The organism is Bradyrhizobium sp. CCBAU 11386, from assembly GCF_028128955.1.
In the GTDB taxonomy this organism is placed as follows: domain Bacteria; phylum Pseudomonadota; class Alphaproteobacteria; order Rhizobiales; family Xanthobacteraceae; genus Bradyrhizobium.
Map to the genome: position 1 here is coordinate 34,928 of NZ_LBKA01000249.1, position 15,889 is coordinate 50,816.

The following is a 15,889-nucleotide window of genomic DNA, read 5'->3' on the forward strand; positions in this document are numbered from 1 at the left end:
TTAGGTCCGACCAGCCTCGCGCAACAGCGCCTCGGCAAGGGCCAAGTCTTCCGGCGTATTGATGTCCAGGGCTTCGCGCGGGCGAATCGCGAAAGCGCGCACAGCGCGCCCTAGGATCGATCCAGTCTGGCGGAGAGCCGAGGCTCTGGTAACGTAGACCGCGCTATTCTCCTCAAACAGCGGCTCGCGGTCCTGCTGACGGCGCGGTGCATCAGGGAACAGCCGCTGAAAACTGCCGTCCGCCATGCGACGCCAATAGTCGCCCCGCGTTTCAGTCACCGACATCAGGCAATCGATATTATCGGGCAACTCTCGCGCCCCCTCGAAAAACGCGCTAATGGTCCCCGCGGTGCGAAACGGCGAGGTAGGTGGCAAAGTCATAACCCAGTCGTCATTGCGGCCTTCGCCTGCCAGCACGTCTAGTACGTGCAACAGAACCGCCTCCGTCGAAGCCGTGTCGTCGGCCAGCTCCGTCGGGCGCATCAGCACGCGGGCGCCCGCTGCCCGCGCCAGGTCGGCTATTACTTCTGCATCGGTGGAAACGACCAGGTCGGCAAGACAACCCGCCTCGCGGGCACCTTGAAGCGTGTACCAGAGCAGAGGTCGCCCCGCAAGCAACGCGATGTTCTTGAACGGCAAGCGTTTGGAACCGGCGCGTGCCGGAACGACAACGATCATTCTGGATCCGCCTCTTCCCGAAGCGTGCAGCGGTTCAGGACGTCCATCAGAGTGATGATCCCTGTTGGGCGAAAGTTGTTGTCCACGATCGGCACAAGGGTGATCCCGTGCTTTTGCATCAGTGCCAGCGCCGCCTTCCAGTCGGACGAACGCAGGAACTTGAAACCGTGGCTCACCCAATCGGCAATGGGCCCGTGCACATCACTGCCATGAAGCAGCGCACGAAGGATATCGCCCTCTGACAAAACTCCCACGACCCGGTCATCGGCCATTGCGATAACGCAGCGATGGCGGCTCTGGCGGATCGCCTGGGCGGCATCAATGATTCGCGCCGACAACGGAATGGTGACAGCGGCAAGAGACGTATTGTCCATGACCTTCTCTCAATAGGTTAGGCGCTTCACCAACAAGCGGTCATCAATTGGCATGGCGGATAGGATGTCGAGAATTCGCTGGGCGGAGCACCCGTCGCCATACGGATTCTCGCACGCGGTTAGGACATCGTTGAACTCACGCGAGATGGCCTTTTTAATGGCTGCTGAGATCGCATCGACCTCGAAGGGCGCGTTGATAACGTTGGATCCCTGCACGCGGTCCGCCTGACGGCGACCGAGGTTGACCGCTGGAATCTTGAAGGTCGGCGCTTCCAGCAGTCCGGAGCTGGAGTTCCCCACGATCGCCGTCGCGTGCCTGAGAAAACCCAAATAGTCACGCCGAGAGAGATTGTCGAAGATCAGCGTGTCGGATTTCCGGTGGAGGAAAAGGGCTTGGCGCACTGCATGCGAACCAGCATCGTTGTTGGGAAGGATCCAGACCTTCGGCATGTTGAAATGGCCGACTGCGCTCGTCATTGCGGCAACCTGAGTCGCCGCGAGGTCCATCTCTTCGGTCACGGGATGCAGCACCGCAAGCAGGTATGGGGCGGTGACATCCAGATCGTACCGGCTGGTCAGATCCGCGGGGCCAGCAATGTCCCCGCTCACCAGCTCGTCGAGCTGTGGTGCTCCGACATTGTGGATGCGAAACGGCTCCTCGCCAAGGCGCGCCAAGCGATCGGCCGCGTCCTGATTTGCCGCGAAATGGAGATGCGCGAACTTGCCAATGGCGTGCCGAGCAACTCCGTCGATATTGCCCGAGCGCTCGCCGGCCTGGATGTGGGCTACCGGCGTGTAGGTGTATGCCGCGGCCACCGCTCCCATCAGCTGCTCGCCGCGATCACCGGCAAGTATCAGCCAATCGGGCTTTTCGCGATTGATGGTTTCGACGAACGAGGTCAGGAAGATCCCCAGCGACTTCACCATCGTGACGTGGCTGTGCCCCTCGAGTGACATGAAGATATCGTCGCAGACCCGATAGCCCTGCGCCTTGATCTCATCGATGAGCGCACCGTGATTTGAAAGCAGCACCATGTTGGTGGCGCACACGCCGTAATCGATCCTCCGGGCAATACACAGATCGATGATTGGCCGGATGTACCCCCACTCGCCGCGCGAGCCATTCAGGAAAAGCAGTTTCATTGAGTTCTCTGGAAGCACGTTGTGCCTTGGCCCATGGTCACGACAGATCGTCCCATGACAACAGGGAATTTTCTGGAACGGCACGCACGGCGCGGCGACCGATGACCTCATCCATGCGGTAAGACGGTATGCCCGTGCCGGGCCGCTTCGACCAGATCATTGCCTGAGTGATCACCTCGCCTGCTTCGATCGAACGGGTCGATACGATCGAGCGGAATGCCCAGGTCCTGATTTGCTCCTCACGGTGGTGCACCTTCTTCTCATTTCCGAGCGCAGCCTCCACCTTGCGAATTCCGTCGACCAATGTTGCGAGATCGCGGAAATCAATGCTGACGGATTGGTCGGGCCCGGGCGTGCGTTTGTCGAGGATCACGTGCTTCTCGATAATGCAGGCCCCAAGGGTGATCGCGGCGTAGCAGGTGAACAAGTCCGGCGTATGGTCGGAATGGCCAATCACCGCCGCCGGGAACCGCTGACTCATTTGCTGGATAACACCTAGATTCACGTCCTCGTAGCGCGGCGGATACTCGCTGACGCAGTTCATCAACGCGAGTGGCGCACCTCGCGTGATAAGGGACTGATAGGTGCGTTCGATCTCTGGGAAGGTTGCCATGCCAGTCGATACGATCATCGGCTTGCCGAACCCTGCGATGCGGACCAAAGAAGGCACATCGGTCATTTCGCCTGATCCGATTTTGAACGCCGGCACGTCGAACTGCATCAGTTCCTGGGCGGCCGCCCAGCTGAAGGGCGTGCAGAGATAGGTAATACCGATCTGGTCGCAAAACGTCTTGATCTTTCGATGCTGATCAAGTGTCAACGCGTGCTTTTTCAGAAACTCGTAAAGCGGTTCATCGAAATTGTCCGACATGGGTGTGTCGGGCAACATTTCCTCGTCAGGCAAATGATGCTGGAACTTCACCGCATCAGCCCCCGCCAACTTGGACTGGCGTGCCATTTCTAATGCAGCGTCCAGACTCCCCATGTGATTGTCACAGGCCTCGGCGATAACGTACGCAGGGCAACCTGGCCCCACCTGACGACCGGCTATTCTGAATGTCGAGGTCATATCAAGCCCTTGCGCAGCGGGTGAATTGTTCAACGTAACGGGTCAATGCGTCTTCACGAAGAGCACGCAGCCGGTCGCGTTCAGAGTCCGCTGAAGACAACAATTTGCGTATCTCTGCCAGCGCGATTTCGCGGCTAAGATGCTTCGTGAAGTAAGATGGCAGCCCCATTTCGGCTGTTGTGCCTATACGGGTATCGTTGCCGACAACCAACGAGGGCACCCCGACACCCGCCAAAGCAATGCCCGCATGGATACGACTGACAAAGCCGACCGCCGCACGAGCCATGACCTTGCCGTACTCCTCCTCCGTCTTCGGAAAATGGGCCGGCAGGTCGGGGGCCAATTGTTTAGCTAAGCGATGTTCGTAGGCAGAATGGCAAACGAGCTCAACGCGCCGGCCATCCGCCCGCAAGTCGGCGATAACACAACGCACCAATTCCATCCAAGCGGCCGGATCCACCCTTTGATTCCAGTCCGTATTGGAGCCCTTAGCCTGGAAGTTGACGATCACGATACCACCGTCCACAGCCCGCTCCGCGACTGCGTCAGGTTCATTACGAATACGCTCAAACCAGCGTCCCGAAGCGATGGCGATGCAGGGGATAAGCGGTGCTTGCACCCCAATGGTTGCATAAAGCCGGACTGCTTCGGATTCGCGCACAGTGATTGCGCTCACCAGGCTGGTGGCGGCACGATAGAAATTCTCATCCTCGGGAGATAGGCGTTCTGGAATGCGTTCGAGTGGGAAGCCGCTACCAATGGCAGCGTCGAGCAACGGTACACCATGATGGCGGAAAGCACCGTTGAAATGGTGCAGAAGGATACGGATCTCGGGGCTCGCGGCAGCACCTGAAACAAGATTGGGTCCTCCGCAGGCCACCGCTAGATCAAACTCAAGCGGTCGAGTTTTTTCCCATAGTTTCCGATATGCGTTCTCACGGCCGAGGTGATAGCGAACCCAGCTCAGCCGGCCATGGCGCACCTTATCAATCCAGCGCAACCAGTGTCCCTCCGGATAGATCTGGAACGGATGGTGCTGCTCGAAATGCGTAATCTCGACATCGTCGCCGAAGGCTTCGCGAGCCACCACTTCGGCTCCGAGCGCCATAAAGTTATGTCCGATATTGCCGAAACGGTGAGACAAGAGAGCAAGCCGTTTCATGCGGCGTCTCCGTAGTTCGGGCTAAGCATGATGGATCCAATTTGGTTCTTGGCTCGGACCTCCGACATCTGACGCATGCGCCTTAAGACGTTCGAACATTATGAAATCTTCAGCGCCAGAGGCGATCCAGCGCGCGATCCGCCTCAGATCCTCGCTCTCGCTCAGAGAGGCATTTGCGCTGGTGCTGATACTCACCTCCATATTGGCCTGCTGGTCCTTGGAGAAGTGCAAGCCGAACGGCCGCACCGGCGCCGGCCGACATAGCAAAGTGGCATAAGCATAACGGCAGGCCAACTCAACCTGCACACGGGTTATGGGTGGAATGTCCTGTATCGAGCGCAGACGGGCCAGATACTCCTCCCGGGACGATGAGTCGATGGTAAATCCGTGCCTGTCGTAGCGGCCAGTGCCCGCCGTGAGAACTGGAATGCCAAAGCAGGCAGCCTCAATGCCAACCGTCCCGCGCACGGTGAGGCAATAGTTGGAGACGCAGAAAAGCGATAGCGTGCTGATCTCCGCATCGGCGGGCAGCAACTTGATATGCTCGGGAAGTTCACCGAGGCACCGCTTGATGGCTGAAACCTCGGAATGCTCACCAGTATAGCCGTCGCGCTGGTCCTTTACCAAGTTGGCCGGATGCACTTTGATAATCCAGTTGACGGACGGATTGCGAGCGGCTTCCTGCAGCACGGCTTCGAACCATTTTTCGTAGCTGCCAAACAGGTCATCTCCCCAAAAGAAGGTCCCGTCCCAAAAGATATGCGGGAAGATCACCGCTGTCTTTTTCGAAGGATCGATACCGAGGCGCCCTCTTAGTTCCTCCTCGGCGACAGCCTTCTTGTAGAGCTGAGTGGCTACTTCCCCGAACCACTCCCCCGACTGGTAACAGTCGGTCAGCTCGCGCAGCACCGCCTCGCGAATGCTGTCGTACCACGGCACCTCCTTGGCGCTCTTCCAACTCTCCGGCGACAATGAGAAGGGATGTTCGTCAGCGTTATGACGTTTATATCGCTTCAGCATAACAATGTCGTTGCGGTGGCCGGCATTCCAAGTGTAGGCTGGAATGTCGCGTTCGATGCATGTGTCGAAAAGTTCGCCAGCAGGTGAGTAGCCACGGTCCACAAACACCGCCGCATCTGGCTTGAGCCTGTCGATAAGCCGCTTAGCAGTGAGCGCGTTGTCCACCGAGTAGGCTAAGGCCTCAAGTGCTCGGGCTTTGACCACAGGATTCGAGAAGTCGAATTGGCCGACCCGCAGCGACCGCATTAGCGTGGAGGCCGCGTACTTTCCACAGCGCACCTCGCCCCGGCGAATGTCGAGCAGTTCATCGAGGTTCGAAAAGCACAGTTCTGCGGCTTTCAGCTTCTCCGGCCGCAAGCTCTGGAAGTCATGCAGTTCGCAGGTGGTGTCTTCGCCGAGCGCACGATATGCCTGCTTAACTTGCCGGCTGCTCGGGATGAGTACGACCGCCCGGTACCCCGCCAAGCGAAACGCGTAGCGAATGGCGGTCTCTAAGAAAGCAAAAATCGGCCGACCCTGCCCGATTATCAACACTACTCGGTCGGTCCGGTGTGGCTGGCGGAGTTCGTTCAGGACATCGGGATAGGCGCTCCAAAGCCGAGTGACCTGCTCAGAGTCCATCTGCCGGCTCTGCCGTTGACTCGGAGAGAGCCTCTCGTAAAGGTCTCGGGCCAGCATATTGCCCGGAACACGGCGGAGTACCCGCACCGCCTGGCGAAGCACGCGGCGGGAGAGATCTATCCTGGCGTTCACGCGGCAGTCTCCTTGGCGGATTCGGGACGGTCCAACTTGAGCCGTGCCAACACGCGCTGGCGCACCTGGCTGCCGGCCACTGAGGCCCCAAAAAGCGTCCGGAGGTCCTCAAGGGCTTGCGTGCCAATCCGTCTCCTCACCTCAGGCTGTCGAGCACAGGTGACGATATGTTCGACAACCTGCTCAGCATTATCGCCAAGCAAGACGTTACGACCATGCTCGAGTTCGGGCATGGCCAGACGGCTTTCAGCAAAACCGACCGCGCAGCAGCCCAACGACCAAGCGTGCAGAAAGCGAGTGTGGCCCACGACGAAATGGCTCGAGTTGTTGGCGACCAGAAAAACCGGCGCCGTACGCATCTCCTCCTCCAGGTCGTCGACGAAGCCGCGCACCTTCAGATGAGGGTCGTCTAGGAGTGGGGCCACCAAGGGATGCGGACTGCCACCGCCGCACAGATGGATTTCAAAGGTGCCTTCACCAAGGCGACGCTTCAAGTGAGGCAGGATCTCGCGCGCAATCGTCGCAAGGCCGTGCGTGTTGCCAGTAGCACCGAGGTGGCCGACATTGCCAAGAATCTTGAATGGCTGCGTTTGTTCGGTGGAAGTCCTGATCTCATGGTAGGAGCGGACCGGCGGTACCCACATGTTGCGAATGTACTCGGCCTGGACGAGGCCGCAGGACCGATAGTACTCGGCGTCGTTCATCGCCACGTCGCCGATCCAATCCTGGCGCGCCATCAACTTCAGGTGCGCCCGGCGAACCGCAGAAACCAGGAGCGAGCGCACCGGCGGCGAGGCAGCCAGGCGACCACCTAAGGACGCCTCGCTGTTGGCCCAAGTCAACCGCAGGCGGGCATCCAGTATCTTGTGCTCCGGATTGCCGTAATAGGCAAACTTCGGTAGGTCGACGTCGCTGGTTAGAGCGGTAGCAATTTCGCTCCAGATTGTGAGTAAGGCGTCCGGCTTGAAGGCTTGTTGGACTGCAGCCAACGCGTCGGGATGACCGTAGCCGCGGATCAAGGCGGGATCGCCGCGGAGCAGACGCAGGAAACGGATGGCCAGGCCCCTGCGGGAGGGTTCGTGTAGACGGATCGGAGGCAGCAGGGCTACTCCCACGCGAGCCAATGCCTCCAGATCGTCACCGGCCCAAGCCGGCGGCAACCTCTCCTCGAAGGCCACGCAAGCAAAGGCCACCTCGAAGTCGCCGCTCTCAGCTAGGAAGCGAATCAATTGGTGCGAAACCACGTTGGCTGCTTCCTGGCTGCCATGCTCGAAAGGATAGACCCCTCCAAGGACCAAAAGGCGGGCTCTACGCGGCGCGGTGCGGGTTCTGTCTTGCATCATCCGAGGGTGTTGGTGCGCCGTTCGTCACGATGGGCCGGCCGGTGGGCGGAAGAGTGCCGATCGGGCACCGCTGAAGCGGTAGACGGCGGTGGACTAGGGGCGCTACGGTACCGGAAAAAAACCAGCGCCTGGCTGCGCAACACGCCTGCGATCGCCGCAATAACGGCGGCCATCGCTAGTGCCCGCAGGATTATACCGGGCGCGGCCAAGGACGTCCAGCCGTAAAGGGCAGCCGTGCCGCCGAGACCAAACAGTACCCATCCGTCGGCAAAAGGCAGCGGGTAGATGCGGCGGCTGGCATACACCAGAAAGCCCCGCGTGACCAACATCTGCACTACGACTGCGAGCGCGGCACCTAGGGCGCCGTACAAGGGCAGCAACGCAAGCATTGCGATTATGCCGGCGATGATGCCGGCAGTGGCAGCGTTGGCTACGAACTGCCCCCGCCCGCGCGCTATGAGCAGTGCCGTGTCCGGCTTGCCGGTGGTCTGAATCAGGAGGCTAGCCAGAAGAATAACGGCCAGCAGTTTCGCAGCCACGAATTTACCGGACGACAGCACCGAAATGATTTCGCCTCCGAACAGTGCAAAGAGCATGGCAACGCCACCGACGCCCGCCTGCACGATCGCCCAGCTCGCCCGGGTGACGACGAAAGTCGGCTCGGCTGCTTGAGCCTCGGCAAGATTTATTGGCCAAGTCGCGCGCGATACCGCGTTGAGAGTCAACATTGCCCAACTCCGGTAGAGATGGGCATGAGAGTACAATCCAACGTCGCTCACGGATGTCCACGCGCCCAAATAGCCGCGCTCGAAAAGGCTACGCCCGGCCTCGGCAAGGGAGGCCCGGCCAACTGGCACGGCCTTGGAGAGCATGGTGGCGAACCAGCGACCGTCACGAGGCCAACGCAGCCGGCTGGCTATGGCGGTCACACCGACCGCGGCCAAGACGACTTGACCGGCGAAGTTACCGGCGAATAAAGCCAAATCTGGCATCGGTCGAATGTAGAGCAGGATCAGCACCATGCAGCCATTCACCAGCGCTTGCGCAATAGTGCCGACCGCGAAGGCCCGGGCGCGGCCCTCGAGCATGAACAGTTCGACGCAGACCACCCAGGGAGACCCGATCACTGCGCCCAGCAAGCAGATGCGCATGCCGCGTGCCAGAACGTCGTTAACCACCAGCAGGTGCGGCAACAACAACTCAGTCACCGGCCAGAAAATCACCAACCCGGCCAAGGCTCCGCCGACGGCGGCAAGCACGGCGGCGCAGGCGATCTCCCCCCGCACGCCAGACATCTCATCTCGCAAGTAATTTTCGGAGAGCACGAAACCGATGGCAGCAGCCGCCATCGCATTCAACATGGCTGCAACGGCCGCAGCGACCGCCAGTGCTCCGTACTCTTCTGCGCCGATGACACGAGTCGACAATGGCAAAACGAGCAATGATATACCGGCTCCAGCAATCGGAGAGAGGAAGTACCAAGCGGAGCGGCTGGCAAGCGACATCTTCACCATTTGATTTGTGAGCGATTTTGCAGACTCGGATAGGTGCAGCACGCGGTCGAATCGCAAAACTAAAGAAAACGCCTTCGTGCGAAGGCGCCGACGGCAATGCAGCAAGCTCGTTTCGAAACCCTGGCACCGAAACGGAGCCGCCTTCAATCATTGCGACGAACGAGGCAACATGTTCGGTGGCATGGCGGCATCGACTTGCCTCGCAAGCATCGAACAAAGCCACCCATCGCGCCAGAGTTCAGACATCATCCCTCATAGGCACTTCCTATTTTTTCGCGCTCGAGGCAGATAAACGCGAAGCCCCCTGAGTTTATTTTCATGAACTGGACAAAATGCAGGCGTCCGGTTTGAGCCTCGCGAAATTCCCGAAATGCGAGGCGTTGACCTCTGTCATCGTCGCCGAAGTAGCAATCCCAGTCATCGAAGGCAATTAGACAGCCATGCCGAAGGTAAGGGCTCAACCATTCAAGCACTTCCTTAGTCGAGCTGTAATAATCGCAGTCGATATAGGCAAGGGCAGGTAACTGGTCTTGCGGCAGGCTGAGCCCGGCGAGCGATTGGCTATAGAAGCCTTTGACGGTCCTCACGCGATGCGAGTCGCGGCGCACGATGCGAAGAAAGTTCTCCTGTGAGGTGAAGTTCATGTTGGCGCGCCATATCTTCTGTTTATCAATGCCTTCCGGTTCGGGCATTCCACAAAAACTGTCGAAAGCCCAAAAATGGTCAATCTTGTTCGGCTTCCCGTATTGGCCAAGGGTGTTCAGCGCCATGCGAAAAGTATTCACTTCGTGACAACCAAACTCGAGGTACGAACCGTCTATACGATTTACCTGCAAATAAGCTTGGGCAGCTTGAAAAAACTCGTAGCGGAAACGTAGCGATGGTATTGCTTTGATCTTCCGCGGCAATGCCGTAATGCGAGGCTGGCGCAAGACTCGGATCGCGTTTGAAAGGAAGTGATAGGGGGGGCGCAACAGCGCTTTTTGCCGCTCCCCAAGCAACGCCTTGGCGCTCTCAATGACCATGCTTTTCATGCAGTCTCCACGGTCTCAGATTCGGCGACGGCCATAGTGCGATCGCCGACGGCCGAGGCCCTAGCTGCCTCCATCAGATATTGCACCCGCGCCCCTTCATTGAAGCTTGGTCTCAAGAATTTGCCTCCGTGTCTCACTGTCTCCAGGAAGCGGCTTGCCAAAGAGCGGAACGGAGCTACACGGCCATCCCCGACGGCAACTTGGTCTTGGAAAGCAATTCCCTCAGCGGACCCATTTCCAGTGAGGGCAAAGCCCTTCATGTAATCTGCGGTTGGATTGTCGAGGATCAGCGAACCCGTCGTCCCACCTACATGCCAAAGATGGCGATGGAGGCCTGGCGACGAATTGCCTATGGTAGCCGTAAATATCGTACCGGAGGCGTGCACCAACCGCAATTGTACCATATCCTCCGCAGGTTCCGCTCCGGTCGGCGCGAAAGTGCGAGTGGCAGACGCATCGAAAGCGGCCCACAGTTGCACAGCGGGCCCCAACAGCCATTCAGCCAAGTAGAGGAGATGCGAGCCAAGCAGGGCCAACACACCGCCTCCAGCTGCCGCGTCGGTCTTCCACGACCATAGGCCATGCTGCTGGGCATAGGATTGCACGAGCCATGTCACATCTACGTGCCGGACCGCACCGATGCGTTCGTCTTTAGTCGCTGCAGCGAGCTGTCGGAACGCAGGCAACTCGGCGAATTGGAAATTCACGCCGGTCAACACGCCAGCCTTCGTCGCAACATCCGCCATATGACGTGCTGCGGCGGCAGTGCTCGCAAGCGGCTTTTCGCAGAGGACCGCGCAGCCCGCGGCGATAGCTTTCAGGGCCAATTGTTCGCTCTGGTCGGGCGGTACCGCCAGCATCACAGCGTCGGGGCGCCTGTCGAGCAACTCGTCGATGCCGTTCACAGCGAGGCGTGCTTCGAGACCGAGACGCGCCACGGCTGCTGTAGTCTTGACGAGGTCTTTGCCACCAAGGCCAACGAGGGTGACGTCGGGCAGGTCTGACAGGGCCGGAACGTGAACCGCCGCCCCGAACCCCAGGCCAAGAACGCCAACTCGCAAGCCGCGGGTCATGCGTCGAGAACGCGAGGTGTCGGCAGGGGCACGATGAACTTGCCGCGGTAGCCGTTCTTGCGAAGGATCGGTGCCAGCTCATCGGCAATATGCCAGGACAGCAACAGAGCGAACTCCGGTTGGTCGACGAAGAGTTTCTTCTCGTCGAGCACTGGGATGCGTGTGCCGGGTACGTACTTGTTCAGCTTGTGGGAGGTAGATATCTCCATCACAGCGTCGAGGACGCCGTCGTCCAGACCGACGTAGTTGATCAACGTGCTGGCGCGCGACGGGGCACCGATCCCGTAGATGCGCGCGCCCGACGCCTTAATCGGCGCGAGCAATGCATAGAGGTTGAGCTTCGAGGCGATGACTCGGTTGCGGAAGTCCGCAAGACCGCGGCCGTCAGTGATGCCTTGGGCGTCCTCGCGGGCTACACATTCCGCTACCGACGCCATGATCGGCCGCTGGCCCCTGCGGCCGGCGAAGACCCGGATCGAGCCACCGTGGGTCGGGATGCGCCGAACGTGGAATACCTCGAGGCCGTGTTCGCCGAGCAGGCGGATGAGCGCACCTAGGTGATAGTAGCGCAGGTGCTCGTGATAGATCGTATCGTATTGCAAAGTCTCCACGAGGTCGGCCAGGTAGTGAGACTCCGAAACAAAGACGCCATCGTCGCCAAGCATAGCGACGATCCCATCCACAACGGCATGCACATCGGCAATGTGAGCAAAGACGTTGCAGGCGGTAACCACTCTCGCCGGGCCGAACTCTTGGCGCACCTGCGTCGCAGTTGCGAGACTGAAATATGTCTTCCGCGTGCGGATGCCGCGGCCGATAGCCACGTCCGCCGCTTGCGACGGCTCGATTCCGAGTACCGGATGTCCGGCCTGGTGATAGTTGTCGAGCAGGGTGCCGTCATTGGAGCCAACGTCGATGACCAGGTCGTCGTGCCTGAGACCAACAAGCTCCGCGACCTCACGGTACTGGTTGGCGAAGTTCTCGCGCAGGATGCGGGTCGAACTTGACAGGTAAGGGTAGCTCTCGGGGAAGAGCACCTCTTGAGAGACTTCCAAGCCGATCTGGACGAGACCACAATCGTCGCAACGGAGGAGTTCCAGAGGGAACGAAGGCTCCTCGACCGGTGGCACACCGATGCTCGGCATTGTGTTCACCGGCGGAATGTAGCCAACAAAGATAATCGGGGAGAGCTGCTTGCAGCCGCAGATCTGGCAAGTCGTGACAGGCGTGGAAGAGGAGGCCATCGGATGGTCCGTTCAATTCGTTGCAGTGTTTGGGGCCTGATCGGCATGCTCGCTGTACCAGCGAACGGCACCGCCGATCCCCTGGGCAAAGGCGACCCGCGGACAAAAGCCTAGCCCACGCAGCTTTGTGATATCCGGACAACGGCGGTTGGTCTCGCCACGGGGCGCCTCGGACGGAACGATTTCAGCCTCTCGATCGAAGCAGCGGACGACCTGTGTCGCAACTTCTGCGATGGTCAGTTCTTCAGGATTGCCGATGTGGTATATGCCCAGGTGCTCACCTTTGTCGATCATCAGAGCGAGGCCGTCGACGAAGTCTTCGATGTGACAGAAAGCACGGGTTTGGGTGCCATCGCCGAGGATTGGAAAGCGCAGGGTGCCACGAGGCTGTTGTCGTACCGCGCGGTGGGCTCGCACGGCGAACTGCGGGATGACATGCTCCCAGCCCATATCTGGGCCATAGACATTGTGAGGGCGGAAGATCATCACCCGCTCGAAGCCGGTGCGGCCGTAATTCATGGCCATCAGCTCGCAGGCGATCTTGCCTCCACCGTAGGAGTAGCGCGGATTGGCGATGTCAGGCACGACCAGAGGCACGGCCTCCGGCGTGGGGCTCATTGGCGGGGTCTGGTAGGTTTCAGAGCTGGATGCCAGCACCAGTTCGCCTACGCCGTTGTGGCGACAGGCGTCGAGCACGCTGAGCATGCCGCGCACGGCAATGTCCAGGACCAATTCCGGCTTTTTGTAGAAGAACTCGGTGCCGTTCACATATGCAAGATGGAGGATGCTATCCATGCCGGCCGCAGCAGCCGTGACCGCCGCCGTATCGCGGATGTCGGCCTCGACGAACTCCACGGAGTCGGCGATGCCGGTCAGGCGACTAAGGACACCGCGGGAATTGTTGTCGATGACTCGTACGGAGTGACCATCGCGCAGAAGCCGACGTACCAGCGCCGAACCGATGAAGCCGGTGCCGCCGGTGACAAGATAGCGCTTAGGCACGACCGGCTCCTTTCGGTAACACGGCCCTGCCGTGGCTGCCCAAGGCAATGTAGCCCGTCCCCTCGGGTAGGTGCAGGTCCTCGGCGCGGAAGCAATTCCAGAAGTCGTAGACGAGGCCGGGTCGCGCCATGTGCTCGACCAAGCCTTGCAAGGGCATCATTGTGAACACGGGGTGGTTGTTGAGAATCAGGGCCAAATGGGCATTGGCGAACGCCTCTTCCAAGCTCTCCATCGGCGCCAGACCGAAGTCGTGGATCTCCTTGGATGCCACCACGGCGTCGTAGCCGCGCAGCCGTGCCCCGGGAAAGGCGCGCTTGATAGCCTCCAACACAGGCTTAGCCATGGTACCGCGCAGATCGTCCGTGGCCGGCTGTCCTTTGAAAGCAATTCCGAGTAGCGCAATGGTCGGCTGTGTCGGGAATCCTGGGGTTGCGTCAGCCAGGCGGCGCAGCCAACTAACGACCTCTGACGGCTGCCGCTCATTAAGCTTCCGGGCCGCCACAGTGATCTCCGGCACCATGCCCAGTTCGCGCAGCCCCTCCGCAAGGATGTGAGGATCCTTCTCCAGGCAGGGGCCGCCTACCGGCCCCGGCATCGGCAGGTTGGTGCGCGGATAACCGAGCTTGCCGGCCTGTATAACCTCTGCGGCGCTAATACCAACCGCGTCGCAGGCGCGGGCGACCTCATTAGCGTAGGCGAAGGCTACATCCCGCTGAGCATTATCGATCAGCTTGATCATCTCAGCGGTCTCCACGTCGCTGACCCGGACCACCGTGGGTGTTACCAGCTGGAACAGCTGCGCTGCCCGTACCGCCGAGGCGAGAGTGAGGCCACCGACAATTTGGGGGAGCTGGCGCAGTTCGACCAAGGCCTTACCTTCCAGGGTGCGCTCGGGGCAGAAGGCTAGGTCGTAACGACGGCCCGCGACGTCCAAGATCGGCGTGACCACTTTGCGGGTGGTCCCGAGCTTGACGGTCGACCGCATGATCACCATGTCGCCGTCCTTCAGCCGGCTAGCGACTTCCCTACTTACGTTCTCCACCATATCCATACGGGAATGGCCGTCGGCACCCAACGGCGTGCCGACAGTAATGATAAATACGGTGGCGCCCCAGTTTTCCGGAATACCACGCGAGCAGCGGAAGGAGCCAGCGGCGCTAACCCTCTGTAGCCGCTCCTCTAGACCGGGCTCATAGAAATGGGCCTTGCCCATTGAAAGAGCGTCGAGCACTTCGGTCCTGACCTCGACCCCAAGCACCTCGAAACCCAAGTCGGCCATTGCCACGGCTAAGGTCAGGCCCACGTAACCCAAACCCAACACGCACACCCGCCGATCCCTAAAGTCGTCCGTCAACATCCTTCATTCCCAATCAAATACGCCGTGTAGGACGGCCAAGCCGATCAACGCAACGTGCAGGGCGTGGTCGAACCGGCCGTTCAGAACCCAGTCCTTTAACTCAGGCCGCTCCACTAGCAACCGCTCCACTCCCGGTTCGGGCTTCCATGCGGGGATTTCGGTGGCCTCGACGTTGGCGAAAAAGCACCAGAGCCTGTTCTCAAGACGGCCTGTATCGGGCGACAGGCAGCCAAGAAGGCGCGGCGGCTCGGTGACCTGTAGCCCAGTTTCCTCGGCCAATTCCCGCACAGCTGTGGCTTCTGGTGTGTCATCACCGTCGCGCAGACCGCCCGGCAACTCCAGTGTCATCGCCTCCAGGGCAGGTCGGTATTGTTGCACCAATGGCACACGACCGTCCCTTGTCACAGCCAAAACGCTGACGTAGTCCGACTGCCGTAGAGAATGGAACTCCTCTGCGGCCGTCCGCCCTGGAAGTATCACGGTCCGCCCGACGACTGACACCCATGGCGAATGGGCAGTCACGCGACGGGCCAACACAGTCGGCAGCTCACTCCCCATTGCAAGTCCCCTAGCCGGCCTTTTTGGCCGTGTGGATCGGAGCCGACCTTACGTGTGACTTGGCTAGGTCGAGGCGGTCATTAAGGCCGAATAGGCTAATCGGCATTAAGCTCAAGCAGTTAGCGCCGTGGGTTGCGTGTGCACGCATTTGCCGAGCAAACACTCGGCACACCAAAAACAGGGCCGCATTTCTTCTCGTCACAACTCCTGCCTTCAGGAACGGTTTTCAAGCTGTTGTCTGCATACACACCGACCCAGATTGCATCTCGGTAGTCTCTGGTTCGACCGGACCCTCTACCGCCTCCGCAAGTAGGAGACAAGGTTGACAGTCTGAGGAATGGAGGATCTTGGCTCATCTAACCTCGAAAGTGCACCAGAAAGATCCTGTCGCACGGACATTGCGCTCTGAACGCTTGTAGCCCGAAGTTCAACCGAGGCAACCGCGTGGCTTTTCCCACAGCTTGTCGGAAGGTCCCAGGAATTGGGCGCGCAGCCTTCGTTCAACCCATGACATGGCTCTGTTATTTCGATAGGGATCGGTCTGCGTGCCCCTCTCATACATGGA

General features: G+C 59.8%; 14 protein-coding genes. All 14 read right to left on the reverse strand.

Annotation, left to right across the window (positions count from 1 at the left end; all coding sequences use genetic code 11):
- The 14 genes from XI09_RS31660 to XI09_RS31725 all read right to left on the reverse strand — a co-directional run bounded on the left by XI09_RS31660 (position 1) and on the right by XI09_RS31725 (position 15,324).
- The gene (locus XI09_RS31660) at positions 1-678 is read right to left on the reverse strand and encodes an acylneuraminate cytidylyltransferase family protein (RefSeq protein WP_271570350.1); all 678 of its coding nucleotides are present in this window, start codon (positions 676-678) and stop codon (positions 1-3) included.
- Complete coding sequence (locus tag XI09_RS31665; protein ID WP_271570351.1) at positions 675-1,052, reverse strand: CBS domain-containing protein; 378 nt, start codon at positions 1,050-1,052, stop codon at positions 675-677. The genes XI09_RS31660 and XI09_RS31665 overlap by 4 nt, the downstream gene beginning before the upstream one ends.
- A 9-nt stretch (positions 1,053-1,061) precedes the next feature.
- Entirely contained in the window at positions 1,062-2,195 is a 1,134-nt protein-coding gene (neuC, locus tag XI09_RS31670) for a UDP-N-acetylglucosamine 2-epimerase (protein WP_271570352.1), read from the reverse strand.
- Between the two features lie 37 nt (positions 2,196-2,232).
- Complete coding sequence (locus XI09_RS31675; protein ID WP_271570353.1) at positions 2,233-3,264, reverse strand: N-acetylneuraminate synthase family protein; 1,032 nt, start codon at positions 3,262-3,264, stop codon at positions 2,233-2,235.
- 1 nt (position 3,265) lies between these two features.
- Complete coding sequence (locus XI09_RS31680) at positions 3,266-4,426, reverse strand: polysaccharide pyruvyl transferase family protein (protein ID WP_271570354.1); 1,161 nt, start codon at positions 4,424-4,426, stop codon at positions 3,266-3,268.
- Positions 4,427-4,447: 21 nt separating this feature from the next.
- Positions 4,448-6,199, reverse strand: a complete 1,752-nt coding sequence (locus tag XI09_RS31685; RefSeq protein ID WP_271570355.1) for a capsular polysaccharide export protein, LipB/KpsS family — start codon at positions 6,197-6,199, stop codon at positions 4,448-4,450.
- Positions 6,196-7,443 carry a glycosyltransferase family 4 protein gene (locus XI09_RS31690; protein WP_271570356.1) on the reverse strand — a complete coding sequence of 416 codons (1,248 nt, stop codon included), beginning with the start codon at positions 7,441-7,443 and terminating at the stop codon, positions 6,196-6,198. Before XI09_RS31690 ends, XI09_RS31685 begins: the two co-directional genes overlap by 4 nt.
- 95 nt (positions 7,444-7,538) lie before the next feature.
- Positions 7,539-9,098 (reverse strand): lipopolysaccharide biosynthesis protein, encoded by a 1,560-nt coding sequence (locus tag XI09_RS31695; protein ID WP_271570357.1) that lies wholly within the window; start codon positions 9,096-9,098, stop codon positions 7,539-7,541.
- A 203-nt stretch (positions 9,099-9,301) separates the two neighbouring features.
- Positions 9,302-10,090 (reverse strand): TylF/MycF/NovP-related O-methyltransferase, encoded by a 789-nt coding sequence (locus XI09_RS31700; RefSeq protein WP_271570358.1) that lies wholly within the window; start codon positions 10,088-10,090, stop codon positions 9,302-9,304.
- Complete coding sequence (locus XI09_RS31705) at positions 10,087-11,163, reverse strand: Gfo/Idh/MocA family protein (RefSeq protein WP_271570359.1); 1,077 nt, start codon at positions 11,161-11,163, stop codon at positions 10,087-10,089. The genes XI09_RS31700 and XI09_RS31705 overlap by 4 nt, the downstream gene beginning before the upstream one ends.
- Entirely contained in the window at positions 11,160-12,407 is a 1,248-nt protein-coding gene (locus tag XI09_RS31710; protein WP_271570360.1) for a class I SAM-dependent methyltransferase, read from the reverse strand. The genes XI09_RS31705 and XI09_RS31710 overlap by 4 nt, the downstream gene beginning before the upstream one ends.
- A gap of 12 nt (positions 12,408-12,419) precedes the next feature.
- Positions 12,420-13,409 carry an NAD-dependent epimerase/dehydratase family protein gene (locus XI09_RS31715; protein ID WP_271570361.1) on the reverse strand — a complete coding sequence of 330 codons (990 nt, stop codon included), beginning with the start codon at positions 13,407-13,409 and terminating at the stop codon, positions 12,420-12,422.
- Positions 13,402-14,766, reverse strand: coding sequence for a nucleotide sugar dehydrogenase (locus XI09_RS31720; RefSeq protein WP_271570362.1), 1,365 nt, complete (start codon positions 14,764-14,766; stop codon positions 13,402-13,404). The genes XI09_RS31715 and XI09_RS31720 overlap by 8 nt, the downstream gene beginning before the upstream one ends.
- 3 nt (positions 14,767-14,769) lie before the next feature.
- On the reverse strand, positions 14,770-15,324 hold the full coding sequence (locus XI09_RS31725; protein ID WP_271570363.1) for an NUDIX hydrolase: 555 nt from the start codon (positions 15,322-15,324) through the stop codon (positions 14,770-14,772).
- Positions 15,325-15,889: the final 565 nt, after the last annotated feature.